Here is a 25,008-nt window from a genome sequence, read left to right as displayed (position 1 = left end):
ACACCTTTCTCATATATTCAGTGTAAGGTTAAACGATTGTTGATTCAATCAACTGTTAGGCGATTATTTAGAAGGGGAGTCAACTAACAAGATATTATGTATTAGTACACAAAAAAGCCGGTCTATGAAAGACCGGCTTCACGTCATACGCTTACTGATTCGAAAGCTTCTAAAATATTCTTTTTTGGTTTCGCTTGATATTGCAGAACTTTGTCAGTGGAATCGTATGAATCTCCATAGAAATCTTGGTCTTTGTAGGTGTGAATTTCTTCGTAGGTTGTTTTCATCGCGTTGAATACATCTTGTTCATCCGCTTGTGATGACTGCGGGGGTGCCCAGTATAGAATTTCGAGGATAGTCTGTTCGCCAGTAGCTAATGAACGACGGTTATAGCCGATTTTCTGTGCGTGCGTAAATTTTTCACGTGCATAGAACTTCAGTCGTTTTTCAGTATCTGGTTCGGATTCGTCTACTGGTTCAACTTCCAGTAAGATCGGTTTATTCTTGGTTTTCAACGAATCCAGCAGTTTTTTTCCTAACCCTTCACCACGTGCGGCTGAAGATACGAAAAGATAGTCTACAAAAACAAAGTCCTCCGTTTCCACGTACATCAATACGTGCTTTGGCCCTTCTTCCTTATAGTAGACATTGCCTTTGTCATTCAGTAATGTCTCCATATGTTCCTGTGACTTCATCTCTTCAATTGGAAAATACTCTTTCAATTTGTTGTACCAATGCATGTGTTAAATTCTCCTCCATAGGTAATGAATGTACCCGGAGCTTTTTGTTTGGTGATCAAACAATGTGAGGAAAAAAGAGGTCAGAAAAAAATCCTCACACTTAGTATACACTTATTTTAGTGAGAAATAAACCTGTTTTGTAAAATAAGTTTTACTTTTTCATTATAATATATAAACAACCGATGCCAAGCGAATAGTTGGTATCGGTTGTTTATGTTTTACCTACGGCCTTTACTGCCTGAATATGCCTCTTTTTTCTTCTTTTCATTCATTACAGTTTTTGCGACAGGATATAACACCATTCCCCATTTTATTAATTTTTTTATAACTCTTATCATATATGCTTCTTCCTCTCGATTTTGGAGTTGTTATTAGTTACTTCCCCTTTTAACGTGCGCATTAAACTATTATTCAAGAGATTTAGGAACTGGAGTGGGTCGTTCTATTTCTGTAAACAGATTAGAACTATTGGTAATAGGCGTAGTTTTAGGTGTGAATGGAATATCAAGTTCTAGTTTATTGCTCATTTGTTCTAACGTCAGCTGGATTCGAGCGATGTCTTCCTTTGTTGCATATTGCTTGCGATCAATTAAGACATAACCAAGCTGTCCACTCATTTCAATAGTCGCCCATTTCACATCATCTATTCTTTCAATCCCACTTTGTCGCAAATGCATTTCCAATTCATCCACGGTTAAGCGTAGTTTTTTCATAGTAGATATTTTAAGGATGCCATTTTCAATCACCACTTTAGATCTTCCGCGTAAAACACCTTCGAAAAAGTTCCACTTTAATGCCAATAGTTCAAACAAAAAAAGTGTCAGCACTAAAATAAATGAAAGAAGTAAGGTTTGCCATAAATTCTTGCTTGCTACAGGCTGAATCAGTAATGTACCGACCGCAATCATTAATACGGTTTGACCAATTGTCATTTGTGAAATCGACTTGCGGCCAGAAATATGTAACAGAACAATGCCTGCCACAATAATGAGTACCGCTTTCCAAATTGAATCGAATTCCATTATGCTCACGTCTTTCATACGTTTATCTTTAATATGAGATAATTAGTAAATAATATGCATGAAAACTATGAATCCTTATTTGATACATCTTCGTATATGAAGAAAGGAGTGATTAACATGCGGCAAGATATTCAGAAACGACAAAATAGTCTACAGGAAAAACGAGTGAATCAGCGACGTTTAACGAAACGTTTAGAGCAGACGAGCGAAAAGCTACTCACTATGAAACAAAAACGTGATCAACTTCACCGTCAGTTGACGAAAGAACAGCAGGATGTTGTGAAGCTTGGCAAGTTTTCATTTGCGAACAAAATCAGTGAGTGGACGGGTAGATGGGATGAAAAGGTGAAAAAGGAGATGGAAGAAGCCGCAGAAGTTGAATTGCAATATAATGAAGCAGAAAAAAACGTACTAGATCTGACTGCAGAAGTAGATGGTTTGCGTAATGAACTGGAGAAACCGGACTATATGCATATTGCTGAGGATTGGGAATACTTCTTGAAGGAAAAAGAGTCATGGATTCGTTTAAATGATTCTGTAGCCAATCAAACGCTCCAGAAGATTTCGGACGATCGTGTACGTGTCTATTCTATGTTGCGTGAAATAGGAGAAGCGTTCGAAGCGGGGGAGAAGGCGGAATACGCGTTGGCAGGTGCAATGAAGAAGTTGGATTCAGCAGAAGGGATTTCGATGTGGGATACATTTTTAGGAGGAGGCATGTTTGTTTCCGCATTAAAGTATTCCGAAATCAATAGTTCAGATGATCATGTTCATCAAGCACAACGAGCACTACGTCATTATGAGACGGAATTGATGGATGTGCAAGATGCTGCGACAGATTCATTCCAAGTAAATAAAAACGATATCTTTACATTCACAGATGTGTTTTTCGATAATATATTCTCTGACTGGATGGTCCACACACGAATTACAGAGGGTAAAAAGAAGCTACACGCAGTCATGCAAGACGTCCGTCGTATACAGGACCGACTTGCAAGAAAACGTGCAGCTTTAGAAGAAGAAATCCGGCGACTTGACCAGCAGCAAGATGATATTATTATGTCGTAACGTTAATTAAATGCGTGTCAGCGTCTTCCCTAAATAGCCAAAAAGTACAGTCAAAATTGGGCTTAATAAGCAGAAGAACGCAAAGGGTAAATAAGCGATTGTTGGAACATCAAGTACAGTCGTGATGAAAATCCCTGCGACACTCCATGGAACAAGGGGATTAATAACGGTCCCGGCATCTTCCATTACACGGCTCAAGTTTTTATTTGCCAGTCCAACCTTTTCGTAGCTAGATTGGAATGCTTGACCGGTTAATAAGATAGATAAATACTGTTCACCAATCAAAACGTTGATGCCGATTGCAGTAAGTGCAGACGTCAAAATAACTGACGACACTTTACGTAACGCACTTTCGATTTTCGCAAGTAAGCACTGCACGATACCTAACGTAAACAGCATGCCGCCCATACTAAGAGCGAGCAACACAAGCGAGATCGTGAACATCATGCCTTCCATTCCGTCACTGCGTGATAGTAATTCATCCACAACTGCAACGCCTGTGGATCCTTCATAACCACTAAATAAGATACTTAATACTTCGGACGCTCCATAAAATGTATGAATATAGGCAACGATAATGGCGGACAATGCACTGACAGCCAGTGTCAAAATTGCTGGTACTTTGACGAATGTCAAAATGATCAGCACGGCTACAGGGATCAACGTATACCAATGTATTAAGTTAGTGCCGATTAGTGCATCACTGTATTTCTCGATTGTCGTAAAATCACTTGATGTTACATTGGGCGATAACACACCAAATAAGATAAGTGAGATGAAGAACGCGGGAAATGTTGTCCATCCCATATTGCGTATATGTTCAAATAAGTCTACACCGACAATTGAAGAGGCTAAGTTGGTTGTATCAGACAACGGTGACATCTTATCTCCAAAAAATGCGCCCGAGACAATCGCACCTGCCGCAATAGGCAAAGAAAGCTCTAAAATATGCGCCATACTGATGAACGCTACACCAATCGTAGCGACAGTTGTCAATGAACTACCGACAGATAAGCCGATAATAGCTGTGACGATGAACACGATGGCATAGAAGAACGTAGGTGTAATAATTTGAAGTCCTGCATAGATTAGGGTTGGAATCGTTCCACCCATCATCCAGCTACTCACGAGAACACCGATGAAGAAGAACAAGAACACCGCGCTCATACCAGAACTTGCACCTTCCACTAAACCGCGTTCCAACTCTTTGTAAGAAATTTTCTTCCATAATCCGTAGCCAAATAATAAAAGAATAGCAAATAAAATAGGTACATGTGGTACAGAATCAAATACTATAATGCTAGCACTGATCATCGCCACGATTAGCACAGTCAGTATGACCGACGCTTTAACGGTTGGCGAGTGAATCGCCTTAATTGGAAACATGCTCATGACCTCCTGTAAATGTAGAAAAACTCCTGTCATCCCCTTAAAGGACGAAGGAGTACTCCGCTCTGTCTCTTTGCTGTTGCGAATAAAACATAGAAGATATTGATTCATTATATAATAGATTGCTCTTTACTTATATAAATAGTTACCGTTTTGAATTTTATCACGTCAGAAAGATAAGTCAATAGAGGAATAGACAGATTATCTCCACGTAGAAAGGTGTGGAGCAATAGATAGTATTACAAGTATTCGGCTGTTGTTAGAAGTGATCCAACTCTGATGACAGTTTTTTAGTGAATAAAGTTCGAGTTCTGATCCAAACTTAACGATTCAGCGATAGCACGTAAGTACGTACTGAGGATTGAAAGTCATGGTGTGAATGATAATACCAAGAACGGATTTTGCAAGCAAAAGTGAAGCGTTCAGAGTATATGTAGCGTCAAATTGGTTCACTGTGTCAGACTAGAACGCAGTGTAACGGCAATCTGTCGTTTTCCTTGTACATTCGTTTTCCAACATATTTCGCGTACATAGTTATTTGTAAAATATTTAGGGTATTATTAAAATATAACTACATATAGAAAGGGATGAATGTTTGTGACAACAACACAAGAAGTAGCTCCTCAGCCAGAAAAGCAGAAACGTAATTTGAAAGGGCTATGGATACTCCTGGCTTTCGTTGCACTCATAACTATCGTTTTACTTCCTAACCCTGCTGATCTACCTGTTGTGGGACAAAGAGCTCTAGCCATCCTAGCATTCGCGGTAATCTTATGGGTGACTGAAGCCGTCCCGTATCCTGTCAGTGCGGCTATGATTCTTGGGTTAGCTGCAGTGCTTCTTGGACTCGCTCCAAATATGGAAAACCCTGAAGAACTGCTTGGAACGAAAAACGCTTTGAGAATGGCATTGGCCGGATTCTCTAGTCCTGCTGTAGCGTTGGTTGCAGCTGCATTGTTCCTTGCAACCGCCATGCAGACCACCAATCTACATAAACGATTGGCACTTTTCATTCTGTCGAAAGTTGGCGTTAAGACGGGTGCTATTATCTTTGGTTCCATCGTCGTATCGATTGTCTTGGCGTTCTTCGTACCAAGTGCAACCGCACGTGCCGGAGCGGTCGTGCCGATTTTGCTTGGTATGGTCGCTGCATTCGGATTGCCGACAAACAGTCGACTAGGAGCATTGCTCGTCATTACGGCTGTTCAATCTGTTTCGATCTGGAACGTTGGTATTAAGACCGGTGCTGCACAGAATATGGTCGCACTTGGCTTTATCGAGAAAGAGTTTGGTGTATCCGTCGCATGGAGTTCTTGGTTCTTGTATGCAGCTCCATGGTCTATTCTCATGTCGATCGCTTTATTCTTCATCATGAAACTGGTTATTAAACCGGAAACACAAGTAGTAGAAGGCGGTAAGGAATTGATTCAAGGCCAATTAAAAGAACTAGGCAAAATCAAAGCTTCCGAACTTCGCTTGATTATCGTTGCCGTTTCATTACTTTTCTTATGGGCAACGGAAGAAAAATTACACCCATTTGATACAACGACTGTCACCATTGTCGCTATTGCAATTTTACTAACACCGAAGATTGGTGTATTCGATTGGAAAACTGTCCAGCAAATGATTCCATGGGGGACAATCGTCGTCTTCGCAGTAGGTATTTCAATGGGTACACTATTACTAGATACAACAGGTGCACAGTGGCTGTCTGATAAAGTGTTCGGCGCAATGGGCTTGGATACGATGCCATTACTCGCAACCATTGCTTTGCTGTCACTGTTTAATATTTTGATTCACCTCGGGTTTGCCAGTGCGACGAGTTTGTCATCTGCACTGATCCCGATATTTATTGCATTGGCCACAACGATTTCACTTGATGTTAATGAAGTCGGATTTGTCTTGATTCAGCAGTTCGTCATCAGTTTCGGATTCTTGTTGCCTGTCAGTGCTCCACAGAACATGTTGGCATATGGAACGGGTGCTTTCTCAGTGAAGGACTTCCTGAAGACAGGTGTTCCGCTAACAATTATTGGTTACTTGCTCATCTTGCTACTCAGTGCGACTTACTGGCAGTGGATTGGACTTCTATAAGACTAGACGTAATAAAAGCAGAGACCGCAACCGTCTCTGCTTTTTACTCGAAATAAAGGACCGCCACAAGAAGTGCATTCTTGTGGCGGTCCTTTTATTTAGTACGCTTATGAACGAGTAGCTTCTGGAACGGGCAGATCGGTATCTGGTTCTACAGTCGCTGCATCCATTACTTCTGAATCGATGGATTTACCTAATACATAGTACTCGGTCTCTTCTTGCGTCAGGCTGTTGTAGCGCTTACGTATAGACAGGTAGAAGATCACACCTACGATCGCCCAGACGAGCAATAACAAGTAAGAAGGCGTTGTAAGTGCTGCTGGAGAATTTGGCACAAGTAGTAATGCCAAGAACGATCCGCTTGCCACCATACCTAGTAATGCCAAAAACTTTTTCAAAGGTGCAATTTCGCGACCTATTTCTTCTTTACCCCAAGCCAGTACTTTAAATGCTGCGAGACAAGTGAAGAAGTAGGCTACGGATACGCCTGTAGAAGACATATCAACGATCCATGTTAATGCTTGGCGACCAAACCATGGCGTAGGCAAAGTAATTAATGCTACGAACCAGATCCCCCATTTAGGCGTTTGGTTTGCCGTCATCTCACGGAAGAAGTTCGGTAATGCCCGTGCGCGCGCCATAGAGAATAATAAACGACTCGAGGACATGAAGAATCCATTCAAACCAGTGAAGATTCCCATGACAATCGCTACTGCCATCACAGCTAATCCACCAACTCCTAATGCGGATCGGACCACATCACCAGTTACCCATAAATCACCGCTTCCAATATTAGCCGATGCGGGATATGTCCAGCTAGTTAAACCGATCATGATGGCATAGATGATGAAAGAAGTGAATAGGGAAGCAACAATTAGCATAGTTGCTTTACGGGGAGAGAAGTTGAATTCTTCCGCGGCTTGTGGGACATTATCGAATCCGACGTATGCCCATGGTGCAATGGCCAATACTACAAGTATAGAAGTAATAATCGACTGGTTACCTTTAAACAATGGTTGCAAATTGGCAAGCGGTTGCTCAGCTCCAGCGAATGTGAAGATACCAAGTACGATGACACCGGCAACAAGCAAGACGCTGAAATAAAATTGAATTTGACCTGAAATACTTGTTCCGGTCGTGTTAATAAACGCAAATGCTAAAATCAGTAAACTGGCGACAATAATTTCCGGTATGTACACGTCCCAACCTGCGACGTTATATAGAAACCCTTGTTTCATAAATCCGGGTGCTAAAAACTTCAATAATAAAGTGAGTGCAGAAGCATTCAATGCAACGATTGATATATATCCAAGTGACAAAAACCAACCGCAAATGAACGCCCATATTTTGCCTGCTGCTATAAAAGCATATGTAAATCCGCCTCCGGAAACTGGAAACTTCTTGATCATGACACCGTAACTGGAGGCGATGATCATCATCACGAGTGCACCGATTCCTAACCCGATGACTGCGCCTAATGGTCCTGAAGATTGAATCCAATCACCTGGTAAGATGAACGCTCCCCAACCAACAGATGAGCCGAGTGCGATAGCAAACACCCATGATGGTTTTAATGTTTTATTTAATTTCCTTCGTGCATTTTCAGATCCTTGATCCATGCGATCCAACCCCTAAGTTAGTAGTATAGCGATTGTATGCCCCTTCTTTAGTCATTTGAAACGTATCGGGCGCCATATTATTATTTTACTATCGTAAGACAGAAGTATTTAGTTTTGACGTTGGATTCTGTATAGTGTAATAACATATGATGCAAGCTTTACATGTTGACAGAGTCTGCACAATCTTTTATGATTCTAAACAACAAATACTTATAAGAATAGTGGGGTTTTATAGATGAAGAAAGTACTTCTACCATTTATGATCGTTTTATTGGCTGCTGTATTGGTAGCATGTGGTGGTAAAGAAGAAAGTAAGCCCAACGACTCCGCTGAAAAACCGGCAGAGCAAGACGGTCTGCTAGAAGAAGTTCTTGCAAACGGAGTGCTCAACGTAGGAACAGAAGGAACATACGCACCTTTCTCTTTTCATGATGAATCAGGAAAGCTCACAGGGTATGATGTGGAAGTTACACAAGAAGTTGCTAAACGTTTAGGCGTGGAAGCAAAGTTTTTTGAAACACAGTGGGATGCTGTTTTCGCAGGATTAGATGCGAAACGATTTGACATGATTGCTAACCAGGTTGGTGTAAATGAAGAACGCAAAGCGAAGTATGAATTCTCTCAAGCCTATACGCATTCGAACTCAGTCTTAGTCGTTCGTGAAGACGCAGATATCGCGTTTGATGGAATGGAAGGAAAGAAAGCTGCGCAAACATTAACAAGTAACTATGGAGAACTTGCAAAAGCTAATGGTGCTGAAATCATAAAAATTGATGGATTTAACCAGGGCGTTGACTTAGTCATCTCAAAACGAGTAGATGGAACGTACAATGATAAACTTTCAGCACTCGATTACTTAAAACAAAAACCTGATGCACCTATAAAAGTAGTTGAGGAAGAAGAAATCTCTGAAGACAATCAATCAGAGAGCGCCTTTTTGTTCAGACAAAATAATGAAGACTTAATAGAAGAAGTAAACAAAGCGTTGGATGCGATGCGTGAAGACGGTACATTGAAGAAGATCTCCGAAAAATGGTTCGGCGAAGATGTATCTTAATACGATTGCACTAAGTCCCGAACGGATACAGAGATTCCAAGAAATCGCATCAACATCCATCGGGCCATTGATTGAAGGGGCTATCAAGTATACGATTCCCCTAGCAATCATCGCATTTAGTATTGGATTGATCATTGCAATCTTTACTGCATTAGCGAGAATTTCATCTAATAAATTATTGCGAGCAATCGCACGGGTGTATGTATCGATCATTCGAGGAACACCTTTGCTTGTACAACTATTTATCATATTCTACGGGCTACCGACAATTGGTATTACGATTGACCCTTTCCCGTCTGCCATCATAGGATTTTCCTTGAATGTCGGTGCCTATGCCTCGGAAATCATTCGAGCGGCTATATTGTCTATTCCAAAAGGACAGTGGGAAGCAGCATATTCCATTGGTATGAATTACTCGCAAGCATTGCGGAAGATTGTTTTGCCACAAGCTGCCAGAGTTTCCGTACCACCTCTTTCAAATTCCTTTATTGGACTGGTGAAAGATACTTCGCTCGCAGCTACAATTTTAGTAGCTGAGACATTTAGACGGGCGCAAGAAATTGCCTCTATGAACTATGAGTTTTTATTCGTTTATATCATGGCAGCTCTTGTTTATTGGGTGATTTGTTTCATCTTGTCGATCATCCAAGGTAGAATTGAAATACGCCTTGATCGTGTTGTCGGTAAGTCAGGGGGATTATCATGATTTCTATACAAGGATTGAAAAAGTCTTTCGGATCGCAAGAAGTGCTGAAAAATGTAGACTTAGAAATCGAGCAAGGAAAAGTGGTCGTAATTATCGGCCCATCAGGTTCTGGTAAATCCACGTTGTTACGTTGTTTGAATGTGCTCGAAACACCAAATGGTGGCGTACTGTCTATAGACGGCCAGAAGCTAGACTTTAATTCATCAGTTTCGAAAAAAGCTATCGGGGCTTTTCGACGATTGACGGGAATGGTATTTCAGAGCTATAACCTATTTCCGCACCTGACAACAACAGGTAATGTGACGGAAGGACTCACTACAGTCAAAGGATTATCACATAAGGAAGCCGTGAAGAAGGCAGAACTGCTACTAGATAAAGTAGGACTGGCTGATCATAAGGACAAGCATCCTTTCCAACTTTCCGGCGGTCAGCAGCAGCGTGTTGCGATTGCGCGGGCACTTGCGATGGATCCGAAAGTCATGTTGTTTGATGAGCCGACTTCCGCTCTAGACCCTGAACTTGTTGGAGAAGTACTTCGAGTCATGAAGGATCTAGCACATGAAGGTATGACAATGGCTGTCGTTACACATGAAATGAGGTTCGCTAAGGAAGTGGCTGATGAAGTAATCTTTATTGATGATGGTGTCATCGTTGAACGAGGTGCACCAGCTGAGCTCTTCAATCATCCAAAGCAGGAGCGAACGAAAAAGTTTTTGAGTTTATTACAAGTATAGATAGACGAAACGCTTGGCATCTAATATGCCAAGCGTTTTTCTGTGTTGAGCTTAGTGGAAATCAGCTTATGCGCTCATAACTTCTTATAAGTGATCATAGTTCGTCCTTAACCGCTCCATGCGGCCGAGAAAGCGCTCTATCAATCGCCGAGAGCGCTCAATCGGCTTGCTGAAGTGCTCAAAGCGACGTCCTAACCGCTCATATCCCAGTAACCTACTTCCATTTAGTCGGGATGCCAGCGATACGTATCGAGTGAGACGCGGCCGTTTGCATTAAATTGAACCCCTTCGGCGATCAATCGCTCACGTTGCGTCTCGCCTTTACCTTCTGCATTTTCGGGAGTCGAAATTCCACCTTGTGCATTGATGATGCGATGCCAAGGTAATTCATATTTAGCACTCATCGAATGTAAAATACGTGAGATTTGTCGTGCGCCACGAGGGTTTCCGGCTTCTGCAGCTACTTGTCCGTATGTCATTACCCTACCCGGAGGAATTGCTTGAATAATGGCTACGGCCTGTTCAGTAAACTTTTCCATAGTGGTGAGAACCTCCTTTTTAATAAAGTCTAGCATAGAATATAGGACACGTTATGCTAGTAGTCAGAAGACATCGAATGCGAGTATGGTATTATTTATATACAGATAGAAAGGAGAATGTATATGAGCTCCACTACACTAGAGTATGCAAAAGTACTAGATCAGCAAGATTCACTTGCGCCTTACAGAGAGGAATTTTATTTACCGCTAGAGAAAATCTATATGGATGGTAATTCACTTGGGTTATTATCAAAGCGCGCAGAAAAGAAGCTATTCGAACTGTTAGACACTTGGAAAACACTTGCGATTGACGGCTGGACGGAAGGAACGCATCCGTGGTATTACATGACAGAACAAATAGGGGGAAGAATGGCACCGCTAGTCGGGGGAAAGAAGTCTGAAGTAATTGCGACCGGTTCTACTACGACAAATTTACATCAAATGATTTCCACATTTTATCGACCTTCGGGGAAACGAACGAAAATACTAGCAGATGAATTGAATTTCCCTTCAGATATTTATGCGTTACAAAGTCAGATTCGTATACAGGGGCTTGATCCCGACGAGCATCTCATTCGTGTTAAAAGTGACGATGGCCTGACGTTAGATGAAAGTCGAATCATTGGGGCAATGACAGAAGACGTCGCGCTGATTGTACTGCCATCCGTTTTATATCGCAGTGGTCAGGTGCTAGATATGCAAACGCTTACGCGAGAGGCGAGAGAAAGAGGGATCCCGATTGGATTCGATTTATCCCATTCGGTTGGATCCGTAACGCATGCACTTCATGAATGGGACGTAGATTTTGCTTTTTGGTGTACATATAAACACTTGAATGGCGGACCTGGATCTGTTGGCGGTTTATTCGTCAATGAACGACATTTCGGTAAAGAAGCAGGGCTTGCAGGATGGTTCGGCTCTGATAAGAACAAGCAATTTGATATGCATCATACGATGACACCTGCAACAGATGCAGGTGCATACCAAATCGGAACACCGCATATATTGAGCCTGGCTCCGCTACTCGGTTCACTCGAAATGTTTGAGGAAATCGGAATGGAGGAAATTCGTCAGAAGTCATTGGAACTCACAAGCTTTATGTTGAGTTGCATAAAGAATGAACTAGGTGAGTATTCGTTTGGTATTGGGAACCCACTAGACGATTCACGTGGGGGTCACTTATTACTACAGCACAAGGAAGCCGCAAGAATATGTCAAGCGTTGAAAGCACAAGGTGTCGTGCCAGACTTTCGTGCGCCTGACGGTATTCGATTAGCGCCTGTTGCATTGTATAATTCATTCGAAGACGTCTGGCAAACGATACAAGTCCTCAAAAATATTATGCAAGAAGATATATACAAACAATTTCCGAATGAACGCGGGGTGGTGGCATGACGAATCAGTGGATCGATATTACACAACCATTGAATCAACGTATTGCGGAATGGCCAGGAGACACACCGTTTAGCTATGAAGTAGCCATTTCGAAAGAGCAGTCTGGTTCGGTCAACATTGGTAAATTAACGATGAGTACGCATATCGGCACGCATACGGATGCTCCTTTTCATTATGATGATAATGGATTGAAAATCTTGGAGTTGCCGGTGGATTTGTATATAGGCAAAGCTTGTTTGGTAGACGTGACAGGGGTTAGTTGTGTGACACGCGCGGATTTGGAGCCATTTGACTTCGACGGTGCAGAACGACTTTTATTGAAAACGGGAAGCCACCCTACACCCACGAAATTTCCTGAGAACTTCACTGTCATCGGGGAGGATGTCGGACCTTTATTGAAAGAACGGGGTGTACGTCTAATCGGTGTAGATACGCCATCTGTTGATTCGGAGACTAGTAAAGATTTACTAGGTCATCATTCGTTATATCGCAATGATGTGATCATCATCGAGAATCTAGTATTGCATTCGTTGGAAGAAGGAAATTATGAGTTGATTGCATTGCCTTTAGCATTGGAAGATGCGGATGGAAGTCCTGTCCGTGCAGTCGTCAGGAGGTTGCAGTCATGAAGGAAAAGGGGATTCACATCGATTTTCGTGAATCGATGACGTACGGAGAGTATTTACATTTAGATCAGGTGCTATCGAGCCAAGAGCGTCTGTCCGGACATCATGACGAAATGCTGTTCATCATTATCCATCAAGTAAATGAATTGTGGATGAAGCTGATTTTACATGAGTTAGAGACAGCAATCGAATCGATTCAACAAGATGAGTTGCCGGAAGCGTTCAAAATGCTAGCTCGTGTCTCAAAAGTTCAGACTCAGATAATTCAAGCGTGGGATGTTTTGGCTACGTTGACGCCTGCCGAGTATATGGAGTTTCGCGACAGTTTAGGGAAGGCCTCCGGATTTCAATCCTATCAAAACCGTTTGATTGAGTTTGCCTTAGGTTATAAGCAACCACAAATCATTAAAATCTATGAAAAGGATTCCGAGCTATCAGAACGACTGGCGAAAGCGTATGAGGCACCGGGAATTTATGATGTGGCGATCCAAGCTTTGGCACGTGCAGGCTTTGCTATCAATAAGGACTTACTAGTACGCGATTTTTCAATTACTTATGAGGGAGATCCGAGTGTAGCAGCTGCATGGCTTGAAGTGTACCGTGATGTAGATCGTTATTGGGATTTATATCAATTGGCAGAAAAGTTAGTGGATATTGAAGACAGCCATCAGCAATGGCGTTTTAGGCATATGAAAACAGTCGAGCGCATTATCGGCTTTAAGCAAGGCACAGGCGGATCTTCGGGTGTTCACTATCTGAAATCTGTGCTTGATCATCGCTTCTTTCCAGAACTATGGGACGTCCGTACTAAAATTTGACAGACTGGCAAGCTAGCAATTATGATTAAATTTACAATAATCTGAAAATGGAAAGGTGGTATGTATAATGACCAAAAAGTCGATTAGCTATGTTTTGATGGCATTTGTCTTAGTTTTGCAAATTGCTGTTATGCCGTTACAAGCATCTGCTGCGGATACTGAAAAAGCACCTACGTGGATTACTCCTATTAACTACTTAGCGCTAGGGGATTCATTAGCAGCAGGTGTTACACCAAATAACGAACTGGGTAAAGGCTATACAGACTTTTTAGCGGAGGAACTGGCTAAAAGTGAAGTGTTACAGGCAAGCAATAAAGGGTTTTCGTACCCGGGCTATAAGACAGACGATGTCTTGAAGGATTTTGAGATGGACGTCACGAAGCCGATTGTAGGAATCGGACATTCCGACAAAACAGCTACTCTTCACCAATCTGTTAAAGAAGCACATCTCATTACGTTAACAATTGGTGCAAATGACGTGTTGCCGAAGTTTACATTTGATGACAAAGGTACGCCGCAATTCAACTCGGAAGAATTACAGGCAGCTATTATGAAAGTCGGGATGAACACGCAAAAAATATTGGCTAAAATCTATCAACTGAACCCGAGTGCACAAGTATATATAATGGGCTATTACAATCCATTCCCTTACTTGAGTCCACAAAATCAACCATTAGTAAATCAGCTTGTCGTAATGTTAAACGATGCGATTAAAAAAGGTATGACAGGCACTACAGCGCAGTTTGTAGACACATCGAAGAAAATCGCTGAAGATCCTTATACGTACCTGCCTAATCCTGAAAATATTCATTTAAGTCAAGCGGGCTATAAAGTAGTCATGGAGGCTTTTCACAAATCATTGATGGAGAACTATTCATGGTTTGCTAAAGATACACTTACTGTCACGGCTAAAGATGAGACGACGGTAGAACTAAATTGGAAACCTGTCATTGATACGGGTATGATCTCGACGTATCAAATCTTTAATGAGGATAAAATGGTGGGCGAAGTATTGTCACCTGTATTATCTTATGAAATTACAGATCTCGAGCCAAATAAAGAGTATCACTTCTCTGTTCAAGCTGTTAATCAGAACGGCAAAAAGAGTATGCAGAACTTAACTACTAATTACACAATAGATAAAGGACCAACAGTGATGTTTACAGATATTACAGATCACTGGGCTAAAGATGTAATTGAAATGGCGGCAATGAAAGGTATCGTTAGTGGCTATTCAGATCATACTTTCCGACCGGAAAAATCACTGACACGTGCACAAGCTACATCAATCATCGTCCGTGCGTTGGATTTAGAGCCTAAAAGCACAAAATGGACTTTTACTGATTTAGCAGACTATGCGGACAGCACCAAGACGGATATACAAGCGGCTTATGATCATGGTTTAGTAAGTGGAGTAAATGGTCACTTCATGCCAAACAAGCCCATTACTCGTGCACAGTTAGCATTAGTGCTTAGCCGAGCGTATGAAGTAGCAACTGGAAAGCCCTTCACACCAACAGTAGCTGCACCATTTACGGATATTAAGAAGTTCTCAAAAGACACGCAGTGGGCAATAGCAGGCCTTTACCAATTGAATATCGCAACAGGGGATAATGGGCAATTCATGCCAAACCAATCCACGACGCGAGCGCATGCAGCAAAGATGATCGTGAATTCAATGGAGGCTATTGCACAATAATAAAGTAAACACTAAAAGGCAAGCCTCACATTGAGGTTTGCCTTTTAGTGTTTGTTCAGTTTCAGGAATAGCCACTAGTCGAACTTCGATCAAGAGTGCGATTTATGCAAATTTCTTACGTGGTGTTTTCTTATCCACCACAGCGGCACCGACGATATCCCCCATGACATTGGAAGCGGTACCCGCCATACCAATCAATGCATCAACTCCAGCAATCAGGGCGACGATCTCGAGCGGTAATCCGAACATAGTAAGTACTGCAGATAGCGTAACCAATCCGGCAGCAGGAACGCCAGCCGTTCCAATAGAAAGCAAAGTTCCAATTGCGATGATGACGATAAAATCTACAGCAGATAAGTTCAAGTTCGTAATATTCGCTGCGAAGACGAGAGAAATACCCATGCGCAATGCACCACCGTCGGAATTAAAGACTGCGCCTAGTGGTAAAGCGAAGTTCGCTGTATTCTCGGAGACACCCGCTTTTTTAGCAGATTCAATCGCAATTGGCAACGTCGCAATACTGCTAGAAGTGAAGAATGCCGTTGTGTAGGCATCTTTCGTATTACGATAAAAAGGCAATACTGGATTTCCGAAAAGTTTTAGGAACCCGCTGTAGACAAACAACCAGAGAATCAAAACGCCAAGATAGAAAACGCCGACGAATGATAGCAATCCAAGTAATGTTTCCCATCCTTGCTCACCAAATGCGGTAGCACTGATCGCGAAAACACCAATTGGAGCATATAACAATACACCTTCAAGAATTTTATAGAACATCGTATTTAGTGCGTTAAAGAAATGATCAAGAACATCGCCCATTTCAACGAGTTTCGTATCTTTGGAAAACTTCATAGAAGACATGGCCATACCAATGATGACTGCTACGAATAAAATGGCCATCAGATCTCCAGACGTAAAAGCTTCGAAGATGTTCTTTGGCACAATTTGCAATAGGATTTCTGAAAATCCAGGTGCATGTGGAGGCTCTACTACTGCGTCAGTTGGTAAAGTTAAGTTTTTACCTGGTTTGATCCACATCGCCAAAGAAAGTCCGATTAATACAGCGGCGGCTGTAGTTGCCGTATAATAGAGAATTAATTTACCGCCCATTTTCCCTAGTTGGGCTAAATTCATTTGATTAACAGCTAATACAACCGTCAGGAAGATGACAGGAATAGCAATCAAGCTGAGTAAATTTAATAACAATGTTCCGAATGGTTTCAGGAAAGTCGTGTATTCGTGAAAAAATATTCCGAGCAATGTGCCCGCAATAAATCCAATTGTGATTTTGACGACAAAAGGTACGTTCTTATACTTATTCCAAATGGGTATCACTCTCCTGTTCGTTACTTATTCCCTCAGTTAGTGAATTACGGTGCGAGAATATTATTTTATCATATCATATCCGTATAAATTGGTTGCGTTAAGTATCTTGATATTGCTTTACTTTCGATTAGAAAAGATTTAATATAAAATTAATGGTTAGCCAGACTAACTAAATGTATAAGAGGTGTAAATTTATGAAGCAATCACAACAGTTTTTTGCAGAATACGTTCAACTCTATCGTCCATTGTTGAATCGATTAAATAATTTACTGGCTCCGTATCAATTATTTCACTCACAATGGGGAATACTGAAGCTATTACGGATAGACGGTGAAATGACATCAGCAGAAATTGCTATACGTAGGCAAGTGGAAAAGCCAAGTGTCACTAAAATTGTCCAGCGTCTATTGGAAATGGGTTTAGTAAGCATTCGTCCGGGAACAGATCGTAGGGAAAAATGGATTGGTCTGACAGAACAAGGACAAGTTACAGTAGCAAATATTATGGCTGATTTGGAAGTGTTTTATGAGGATTTACTTAAAGGGGCAAGTGAAGAAGATCTTGAAGCAGGAATTCGCATATTACAATTAGCAAATAAGAATCTTCATAAATGAGAGAGTGGTTAAATGGATAATAAAAAAATATGGACAAAGGACTTTATTGTTACATCAATTATTAACTTCTTTTTAATGTTAGTTATGTATTTACTTATAGTTACGATAGCGCCATATTCGGTAAAAGAGTATGGTATATCAACAAGTGTTGCAGGTCTTGTATCGGGTATTTTCATCATTGGAACATTAATTGCCCGCCTTGCCATAGGTGGGTTAATAGAAAAAATCGGAAGCCGAAATATTCTATTGATAGGATTGTCAGTCACTGTATTGGCATCTTTCTTTTATTTTGGTGCAGTAAACTTACCGTTATTGATGGCGAACCGATTTTTTCATGGAATTGGGCTTGGTATTTCTTCTACCGCAACAGGTACGATGGTAGCGCAAATGCTTCCACCTTCACGTAGAGGTGAAGGGATTGGGTATTTTAGTTTAAGTACAGTTCTTGCTACAGCAGTGGGACCTTTTTTAGGCATATTCTTAAGTCAGCATTATCATTTCAACATACTCTTTATGTTTTGTCTGACAATCAGTATAAGTTGTGCGGCTATGTTCTTTTTTGTTAAGAAAAAACCTGCTGTCATGCCTAAAAAGAATGAGACGACAGCGAAGAAATTTGGAGTTCGCGGATTATTGGAAGTGCAAGCATTACCGATCGCGTTCGTGACGTTGTTAGCTGCTATTGCTTATCCTGGTGTGCTTTCATTCATTTCGTTCTATGCCGAGGAAATCGACTTAGTCAGTGCAGCTAGTTTCTTCTTTTTAGTATACGCCATTGCTGTACTGCTATCGAGACCCTATACCGGTAAGTTATTGGATGTAAAGGGTAACAAGTTTGTTGTCTATCCTTCGTTATTATTATTTGCAGGTGGTTTGTTATTATTAAGCGGGGCAAATGCAGGTTGGATGCTACTTCTAGCAGGTGGCATTCTTGGGCTTGGGTTTGGTAACTTCCAATCATGTGCACAAGCTATTGCTTTACAAGGTGTGAAACCTGAGCGTTTAGGTGTGGCTACGTCAACGTTCTTCATTTTCTTAGACTTTGGTTTTGGCTTTGGTCCGTATGTACTCGGATTACTTATACCGATTATTGGCTATCAGCAACTGTATTTGGTTCTCATGGTAATAGTGCTGATTGCACTCGGCTTTTTCATGTTATTCAGTCGGACGCGCCAACGTCCTATAATTGAACAAAATTAATAAACTATACAAAAGACACTACCATTTCAGTATGGAGTGTCTTTTTATATATGTGTTAAACAATTTCTGCCGTTACGTTTTGAAGTATACTGGGCTTCGTCGGCTCTGCCGTAAATATGCCTTGATTGGTCGCCTTCTTGGAAACTTGTGATTCCCATACTGACGGTTATCGCGATGCTATTCCATTCGGAGTTCTCTATATGGCATCGAAGTTCTTCTGCCCTCACACAGTTCTTTTGATGATCTGGATCATCAAATAGTACTGCAAACTCTTCTCCACCAACCCGAGCAACCATGTCAGGGGAATAAATTTTGTGCTCCAATTTACGTGCTAATTCCCTCAGTACATCATCTCCTACCTGATGACCATATGTATCATTGACTGTTTTGAAATGATCAATATCAAACAGTAATAAAGAGAATGAACGTGTCTTAAAGAGTGTTGCACGATCAATCGCAGCATCTAGACTTCTTCGGAATACACGACGATTATAAAGACCTGTCAATTCATCAAGAGTAGCTAGTTCCTGAAGTTCTCCATTCAATGCCAGAAGTTGCTGTTGCTTGTATTCCACTTCCTCAAGCAATCCAAGTAATTTATTGTACGCTTCATCTGTCTGTTGTTGAATCTGCTCTGCTTCTTTTTTTGATTTCAATAACTGATTCTCATATTCATCTCGTACTTTAATTTGGACAACAATCCCTTCATACAATCCATTACGTTTACTGACATTCATTAGTACAGGGAGGGGTCGTTTATCTACTTTAAAGTTCAAATACATTTCCCGTATTTCATGGTGCACAGAAATGGACGGCACAAAGTAGGTTTGGAAATAGATTTTAGATGGGACTGTTAGCACGTCATGCATATGTCGCGGCATTTTGTCTAGGCGTAGTACGTCTCGCATCGTCTTATTCATTTCAACAAACTCCCAGTCACTTGTTAAGACGAAATATCCGCAAGGCAATAAGTCCAACCGCTCGTCCATAATTTATACGCTCCTATCCTCTTCGATAAAACGCTTAATCTCTTCCATTGTTTCTTGAGGATGACTGATGTGTGGATTATGTCCTTTTGCCTCCATGATGACTAGTTCACTATCCGGAATGTGTTTTCGAATATAATGACCCACTTCGAGCGGTACAATAGAGTCTTCAGTTGGTTGTAAAATAAGCGTTCTTGTTAGAACCTTAGATAATTCCTCACGAACATCTGACATGAATGTTGCTTCTGCAAAGCGACGCGCGATGCGAGGGTCATTCGTACATAGCATAGACTCGAACTCTTCAGATAGATGTGGGCGATCTTCATTTTTCATCGCAATGGGTGCTAAGTATTTAGTGAACTCTTTATAGTTCATCTCCATCATATCGAGTAATTCATCAATATCTTCACGTTCAAATCCACCATGGTAATCGATTTCATTCAAATAATGAGGTGATGGACCGATCATGATAAGCTTTTGCATCAAGTCAGGTCTTTGGATGGAAGCGAGCACACCAATCATTCCACTTACTGAGTGACCCACGTAGATAATATCTTTTAGTTCTAGTGCATCGCATACCTCGATCACATCTTGTGCGTAGCCAGGTAATGCTGCATAGCGCTCTGCTGTATATGCCGTTTTATCACTTTGGCCAGAGCCCACATAATCAAACGTCACAACCCGATAGTGTTTTTCAAATGCAGGAACGACATGATTCCATACCGTTTGATCACAGCCAAAACCATGTGCAAAGACTATGGTTTGTTCACCCGATCCTGTTATATGTACAGCATTTCTTCTATTAATATCTAGCTTCATAAACTTCATTCCCTTCTTCTAAACTTCACGTAAATTATTACCATTGTAGCATAGAAAAAAGATTCGTTTATTATATTTAGACGGTAAAATAAAAAACACCCGTGAGTATTCTCACAGGTGTAACTTCTTAGTTTGTAAAGTTATCAAAGTATCCTTGAATGAAGACAATAGGTGTACCTTTGTCTCCGCTACCTGAAGTTAGATCGGATAACGAACCGATTAAATCCGTTAGCTTGCGAGGAGTTGTCCCTTGGGAAGCCATGGAGCCCATTAAATTAGTATCTTTATTCTCAATGAAGTCTGACACAGCTTTCTTTAACTCTTCTCCGCGTAATTCAGAGAAGTCATTATCAGCTAAGTACTTCAGTTTCACTTCATTTGGTATACCGTCAAGTCCATCGGTATAGGCAGGAGATACGACTGGATCGGCCAGTTCCCAAATCTTGCCTACAGGATCTTTGAACGCGCCATCTCCGTAGATCATTACTTCGATATGTTTGCCTGTTTCTTTTTTTAACATATCCTGAATAGTATCTACTATAGGCTGACAGCTATGAGGAAACAGTTTAATGCTATCTTCTTGAGCTTTGTTTGCACCAAGTAAGCCGAATTCTTCGTTATAGCCACTGCCATTAATAGAAGTAGCTAAGATATCATCCAAACCGTAAATCTTTTCGGCACCGTTTGCTTCCAAAATACGCTTAGTTCTGAAGCGTGTATGGATATCGCAAGTCAATACAGTTTTTGTGTAATCTAAAATCGTTCTCGCATTATTGGAGAAAATGACTTCATGTTCTACACCGAACTCGTCCATCAATGATTTATAGTATTCAATATAGTCAACGCCTGTGAATGGGTGTTTGTTATCACCGAAGTGCTCGCGGAACTCAGCTTCAGTCAATACGTCAGTCCAAGGGTTAACTCCCTTTTCATCTAGACGATCTAGTTCAACTAAGTGGTTACCGACTTCATCGGAAGGGTAGCTAAGCATTAAAACGATTTTCTTTGCACCTTTTGCGACACCGCGTAAGCAGTTTCCAAAACGGTTACGGCTAAGAATAGGGAAAATGACACCAACAGTATCATCACCGAATTTCGCTTCGATATCTTTTGCGATATCATCGATTGTTGCATAATTTCCTTGTGCACGTGCTACGATCGACTCCGTAATGGATACGATATCTTTATCTTGAAACGTAATATTTTCTTTTTCAGAAGCTTCTAATACACTATCCACTACGATTTGCTCAATATTGTCACCTTCATTGATAATCGGGCAACGTAATCCTCTAACAACCGTTCCTACAACTCTTCCCAAAACAATCGCTCCTTAGTGAAACTCAATTTGATCACTCTTCTTTGTATTATAACGTTCATTTATGGTATAAGTAAAATTAATATACTTAATAGGTGGTATAAGGAGAGGTTATATGTCAATTAACTTAGAGTGGTATAAAGTCTTCCGTACCGTCGTTCATAAAGAAAGCTTTTCGAAAGCCGCTCGAAGTTTATTTATGACACAACCAGCTGTCAGTCAAATCATATCGCAGCTAGAAGGAGCATTGGATACACGTCTGTTCAATCGTACATCCAAAGGGGTGACATTGACCGATGAAGGCTCCTTGTTATACGAGTATGTCAATTCGGCATTAAATTTAATCGATGCGGGCAATGAAAAGTTGCAGGAGTTGAAGAATCTATCTTCAGGTGAATTAAAAATAGGGGTAGGGGACACGATTTCCCGTTATTATCTGCTACCTTATTTGGAAGCTTTCCATACGAGTTTTCCGGGTATTCGATTCAAAATAATTAATGGCACAACTTTAGAGCTAATTGCTGCGCTAAAATCAGGCGAAGTGGATATTGCCATTTGCAACTTTCCGATTGAAGATGATTCTCTAGAGAAGCGTGCATGTTTTGACGTGCAAGACACGTTTGTATACGGAGAACGGTTCCGAAAACTTTTCTTAAAACCTGTGCCTCTGCAGGAGCTTTCAAGATTACCGTTAATTCTGTTGGAGTCTAAATCCAATTCGCGCCAATATGTAGAAGGCTTTCTGTTAAAGGAAGGTGTAAAGATTTATCCTGAATTTGAATTGGGATCACATGAGCTGTTGCTGGAATTTGCACAAATTAATTTGGGCATTGCGTGTGTGGTAAAAGAGTTTTCGGAAGAGTATTTGGAACGTGGCATGCTTCAGGAAGTAGAATTTCTACAGCCCATACCGAAGCGTAGCATCGGCGTGTGCTATCTAAAAGGAGTGTCGCTATCACCAGCGGCTTCAAAGTTTATTGGGATATTGGAGAGGAACTAGATAGGCTGGCAGTGGTGTTGGGGTGGGATTTTGTAATGCATAGATGTGTTCCCAACGCGTACTCACTAATTTACTATTTATGAACACACGTTTATTAATCATTAACTTATAACTATCCATAAAAAGGCTTTCGCAAGAAGTGAATCTTCTTGCGAAAGCCTTCGTTTGATTATGCATAAATATTACGATCCCAGAAACGGTGGTGTGCAACAGCCTCAACCCATTGCTCGCCTTCGCCTGAAACCGTCAAGTCCTTCAAAATACCAGGACCTGGTTTTACCTTCGACTTGTCCATCAACTCTTTTGCCGCTGGAGCAGAGCCGATTGGCTTGAAATGCATATACGCTTCATTAACGAAATCAGCGACATCTGCATCGAACTTCTGTTGTTGCTTCGCTTTTCCGCCCACAACATACAACGCATCGTAAAGAACCGAATGTACTGTCAGTAGCGTTTCGTCGACATCGACTGTCGCTCCGTTTTTTCCGGTCAGCTTGCCGAACTTCTCGCTCACAATATCAACCGTCATACCCGCGTCCAGTGAAGCCTTCAAAAATGGCTCAAGCGCTTCATCGTCAAATTGGTCTGCAATTAATACGGCTACTGTACGCGTATCAGGCACTTTCGCCATGTTTTCCTGACTAAGGGCTGGGGATGACTTGGATTCGGTGGACTGCGTAACATCTGTTGGTGCATCCACACCGACCGCGTCTGCAACTTGAGTCGCCATATCCATATCAACATTAGCAAACATATCTACCGCTTGTTTTCTCACATTCATATCATTCACTTTCCCAATTTCAAAGCTGAACGCTGCGATGATATGCTCTTTTTCCGCGTCGGACATACTATTCCAGAATAGACGGGCCTGTGAGAAATGATCTTTAAAGGAATCACTTCGGGCTTGTATTTTGCGACCTTCTACCTTCTCTTGGTAATGTACATAACCGCCATCTTCCTCGGAACTCGTGTCCGGTTTATTATTGGATAATGAATTGTTATGATAGTGAGTCTGTCCGACGTTGATCGTTTGTCTGCCATATCCGTCACGTTGGTTATTGTGGAATGGACAGACCGGTCGGTTGATAGGTAACTCATGGAAGTTAGGTCCGCCTAGACGGATCAACTGCGTATCTGTATAAGAGAACAGTCTTCCTTGTAGCAATGGATCATTCGAGAAATCAATTCCAGGTACTACGCTACCCGGGTGGAATGCTACTTGCTCCATTTCAGCAAATACATTGTCTACGTTGCGGTTTAAAGTCATTTTCCCAATGATCTTTACCGGAATATCTTCTTCAGGCCATAGCTTAGTAGGGTCTAGAATGTCAAAATCAAATTTGAATTCATCTTTTTCCTCTAGCAATTGTACGCCAAGTTCAAATTCCACGAAGTTTCCATTTTCAATTGATTCCCATAAATCACGACGATGGAAATCAGGATCTTTTCCGTTAATCTTCTGCGCTTCATCCCAAACTAATGAGTGGGCACCGAGTTTTGGTTTCCAATGGAATTTCACAAAGTGCGCTTCACCTTGATCGTTTACAAAGCGATACGTGTGAACACCAAAACCTTCCATCATTCGGAAACTCCGAGGAATGGCGCGGTCGGACATTTGCCACATGACCATATGTGCAGATTCTTGGTTGTTCGCAACAAAATCCCAAAATGTATCATGTGCTGAAGCGGCTTGCGGCATTTCATTATGAGGCTCAGGCTTCACAGCATGTACTAAGTCAGGAAATTTAATAGCGTCTTGAATAAAGAATACCGGTATATTATTTCCGACTAGATCGTAGTTTCCTTCTTGTGTATAAAACTTTACAGCAAAACCTCGCGCGTCACGTACGGTTTCAGCGGAACCTTTACTCCCTGCTACACTAGAGAATCTAGTGAATACAGGCGTTTTGATACCTGGCTCCTGTAAGAAACCTGCTTTCGTATATTTCTTCATGGACTCGTACACTTCGAATTCACCATGCGCTGCAAATCCTCGTGCGTGAACTACCCGCTCCGGAATCCGTTCGTGGTCAAAATGCGTCATTTTCTCTCGGAAATGGAAATCCTCCATCAACGTCGGACCACGCGTCCCTGCTTTTAGGGAGTGTTCATCTTCTGAAATCTTTAAACCTTGATTCGTTGTCATAGCGTGTTCGCCATCATATGCGCGAAACGTCTCCAATTGTTTGTTTTTACTTTCTTCATTTACTTGGTGATCTTTCTTCACATAAAATCCTCCCAT

Annotated in this window: 22 protein-coding genes; 12 read left to right on the top strand and 10 right to left on the bottom strand. The window is 41.4% G+C overall.

Annotated features, from left to right (window positions below):
* Positions 1 to 143: 143 nt before the first annotated feature.
* Positions 144 to 740, bottom strand: a complete 597-nt coding sequence (locus tag CSV64_RS12715) for an N-acetyltransferase (protein ID WP_099634956.1) — start codon at positions 738 to 740, stop codon at positions 144 to 146.
* A 407-nt stretch (positions 741 to 1,147) separates the two neighbouring features.
* The gene (locus CSV64_RS12710) at positions 1,148 to 1,762 is read right to left on the bottom strand and encodes a DUF421 domain-containing protein (protein WP_099634955.1); all 615 of its coding nucleotides are present in this window, start codon (positions 1,760 to 1,762) and stop codon (positions 1,148 to 1,150) included.
* Positions 1,763 to 1,879: 117 nt separating this feature from the next.
* On the opposite strand from CSV64_RS12710, the gene CSV64_RS12705 reads away from it, so the two are divergent.
* Complete coding sequence (locus CSV64_RS12705) at positions 1,880 to 2,830, top strand: hypothetical protein (protein ID WP_099634954.1); 951 nt, start codon at positions 1,880 to 1,882, stop codon at positions 2,828 to 2,830.
* Between the two features lie 6 nt (positions 2,831 to 2,836).
* Here the strand turns inward: CSV64_RS12705 and nhaC are convergent, their stop codons facing one another.
* On the bottom strand, positions 2,837 to 4,216 hold the full coding sequence (gene nhaC, locus CSV64_RS12700) for a Na+/H+ antiporter NhaC (protein WP_099634953.1): 1,380 nt from the start codon (positions 4,214 to 4,216) through the stop codon (positions 2,837 to 2,839).
* A gap of 600 nt (positions 4,217 to 4,816) precedes the next feature.
* Here nhaC and CSV64_RS12695 point away from each other — a divergent pair.
* Positions 4,817 to 6,313, top strand: a complete 1,497-nt coding sequence (locus CSV64_RS12695) for a DASS family sodium-coupled anion symporter (RefSeq protein WP_233190466.1) — start codon at positions 4,817 to 4,819, stop codon at positions 6,311 to 6,313.
* A gap of 107 nt (positions 6,314 to 6,420) precedes the next feature.
* Here CSV64_RS12695 and CSV64_RS12690 read toward each other — a convergent pair whose 3' ends face one another.
* Positions 6,421 to 7,932: an APC family permease gene (locus tag CSV64_RS12690; RefSeq protein ID WP_099634951.1), complete on the bottom strand. Its 1,512-nt coding sequence runs from the start codon at positions 7,930 to 7,932 to the stop codon at positions 6,421 to 6,423.
* 235 nt (positions 7,933 to 8,167) lie between these two features.
* Between CSV64_RS12690 and CSV64_RS12685 the strand changes: the two genes are divergently transcribed.
* Genes CSV64_RS12685 through CSV64_RS12675 form a run of 3 tightly spaced genes read left to right on the top strand, consistent with a single transcriptional unit; the run spans position 8,168 to position 10,429 of the window.
* Positions 8,168 to 8,989: an amino acid ABC transporter substrate-binding protein gene (locus CSV64_RS12685; RefSeq protein ID WP_099634950.1), complete on the top strand. Its 822-nt coding sequence runs from the start codon at positions 8,168 to 8,170 to the stop codon at positions 8,987 to 8,989.
* On the top strand, positions 8,979 to 9,695 hold the full coding sequence (locus CSV64_RS12680) for an amino acid ABC transporter permease (protein ID WP_099634949.1): 717 nt from the start codon (positions 8,979 to 8,981) through the stop codon (positions 9,693 to 9,695). Before CSV64_RS12685 ends, CSV64_RS12680 begins: the two co-directional genes overlap by 11 nt.
* The gene (locus tag CSV64_RS12675; protein ID WP_099634948.1) at positions 9,692 to 10,429 is read left to right on the top strand and encodes an amino acid ABC transporter ATP-binding protein; all 738 of its coding nucleotides are present in this window, start codon (positions 9,692 to 9,694) and stop codon (positions 10,427 to 10,429) included. The genes CSV64_RS12680 and CSV64_RS12675 overlap by 4 nt, the downstream gene beginning before the upstream one ends.
* 224 nt (positions 10,430 to 10,653) lie before the next feature.
* Here CSV64_RS12675 and CSV64_RS12670 read toward each other — a convergent pair whose 3' ends face one another.
* Complete coding sequence (locus CSV64_RS12670) at positions 10,654 to 10,968, bottom strand: MGMT family protein (RefSeq protein WP_099634947.1); 315 nt, start codon at positions 10,966 to 10,968, stop codon at positions 10,654 to 10,656.
* A 123-nt stretch (positions 10,969 to 11,091) separates the two neighbouring features.
* On the opposite strand from CSV64_RS12670, the gene kynU reads away from it, so the two are divergent.
* From kynU to CSV64_RS12650, 4 genes are all read left to right on the top strand, one after another.
* Positions 11,092 to 12,363, top strand: coding sequence for a kynureninase (gene kynU, locus CSV64_RS12665; RefSeq protein WP_099634946.1), 1,272 nt, complete (start codon positions 11,092 to 11,094; stop codon positions 12,361 to 12,363).
* Positions 12,360 to 12,992 (top strand): arylformamidase, encoded by a 633-nt coding sequence (gene kynB / locus CSV64_RS12660; RefSeq protein WP_099634945.1) that lies wholly within the window; start codon positions 12,360 to 12,362, stop codon positions 12,990 to 12,992. The genes kynU and kynB overlap by 4 nt, the downstream gene beginning before the upstream one ends.
* Complete coding sequence (gene kynA / locus CSV64_RS12655; RefSeq protein ID WP_099634944.1) at positions 12,989 to 13,807, top strand: tryptophan 2,3-dioxygenase; 819 nt, start codon at positions 12,989 to 12,991, stop codon at positions 13,805 to 13,807. Before kynB ends, kynA begins: the two co-directional genes overlap by 4 nt.
* A gap of 67 nt (positions 13,808 to 13,874) precedes the next feature.
* Positions 13,875 to 15,506, top strand: coding sequence for an S-layer homology domain-containing protein (locus CSV64_RS12650; RefSeq protein ID WP_099634943.1), 1,632 nt, complete (start codon positions 13,875 to 13,877; stop codon positions 15,504 to 15,506).
* A 102-nt stretch (positions 15,507 to 15,608) separates the two neighbouring features.
* Here CSV64_RS12650 and CSV64_RS12645 read toward each other — a convergent pair whose 3' ends face one another.
* Entirely contained in the window at positions 15,609 to 16,841 is a 1,233-nt protein-coding gene (locus tag CSV64_RS12645; RefSeq protein ID WP_233190465.1) for a dicarboxylate/amino acid:cation symporter, read from the bottom strand.
* Positions 16,842 to 17,026: 185 nt separating this feature from the next.
* Between CSV64_RS12645 and CSV64_RS12640 the strand changes: the two genes are divergently transcribed.
* Both CSV64_RS12640 and CSV64_RS12635 read left to right on the top strand, forming a co-directional pair.
* Positions 17,027 to 17,446 (top strand): MarR family winged helix-turn-helix transcriptional regulator, encoded by a 420-nt coding sequence (locus CSV64_RS12640; protein WP_158233045.1) that lies wholly within the window; start codon positions 17,027 to 17,029, stop codon positions 17,444 to 17,446.
* A gap of 12 nt (positions 17,447 to 17,458) precedes the next feature.
* Positions 17,459 to 18,646, top strand: coding sequence for an MFS transporter (locus CSV64_RS12635; RefSeq protein WP_099634941.1), 1,188 nt, complete (start codon positions 17,459 to 17,461; stop codon positions 18,644 to 18,646).
* Between the two features lie 44 nt (positions 18,647 to 18,690).
* On the opposite strand, the gene CSV64_RS12630 is transcribed toward CSV64_RS12635, so the two are convergent.
* From CSV64_RS12630 to CSV64_RS12620, 3 genes are all read right to left on the bottom strand, one after another.
* On the bottom strand, positions 18,691 to 19,635 hold the full coding sequence (locus CSV64_RS12630; protein ID WP_099634940.1) for a GGDEF domain-containing protein: 945 nt from the start codon (positions 19,633 to 19,635) through the stop codon (positions 18,691 to 18,693).
* Between the two features lie 3 nt (positions 19,636 to 19,638).
* Positions 19,639 to 20,451, bottom strand: a complete 813-nt coding sequence (locus CSV64_RS12625) for an alpha/beta fold hydrolase (protein ID WP_099634939.1) — start codon at positions 20,449 to 20,451, stop codon at positions 19,639 to 19,641.
* Positions 20,452 to 20,578: 127 nt separating this feature from the next.
* A complete protein-coding gene (locus CSV64_RS12620) occupies positions 20,579 to 21,769 on the bottom strand; it encodes a coenzyme F420-0:L-glutamate ligase (RefSeq protein ID WP_099634938.1) in 1,191 nt (396 codons plus the stop codon).
* A gap of 112 nt (positions 21,770 to 21,881) precedes the next feature.
* Between CSV64_RS12620 and CSV64_RS12615 the strand changes: the two genes are divergently transcribed.
* Complete coding sequence (locus tag CSV64_RS12615) at positions 21,882 to 22,766, top strand: LysR family transcriptional regulator (protein WP_099634937.1); 885 nt, start codon at positions 21,882 to 21,884, stop codon at positions 22,764 to 22,766.
* A 169-nt stretch (positions 22,767 to 22,935) separates the two neighbouring features.
* Here CSV64_RS12615 and CSV64_RS12610 read toward each other — a convergent pair whose 3' ends face one another.
* Positions 22,936 to 24,993, bottom strand: a complete 2,058-nt coding sequence (locus CSV64_RS12610; protein ID WP_099634936.1) for a catalase — start codon at positions 24,991 to 24,993, stop codon at positions 22,936 to 22,938.
* Positions 24,994 to 25,008: the final 15 nt, after the last annotated feature.

Source organism: Sporosarcina sp. P32b (assembly GCF_002743335.1).
Classification (GTDB): domain Bacteria; phylum Bacillota; class Bacilli; order Bacillales_A; family Planococcaceae; genus Sporosarcina.
This window is presented reverse-complemented; position numbering and strand designations above follow the sequence as displayed.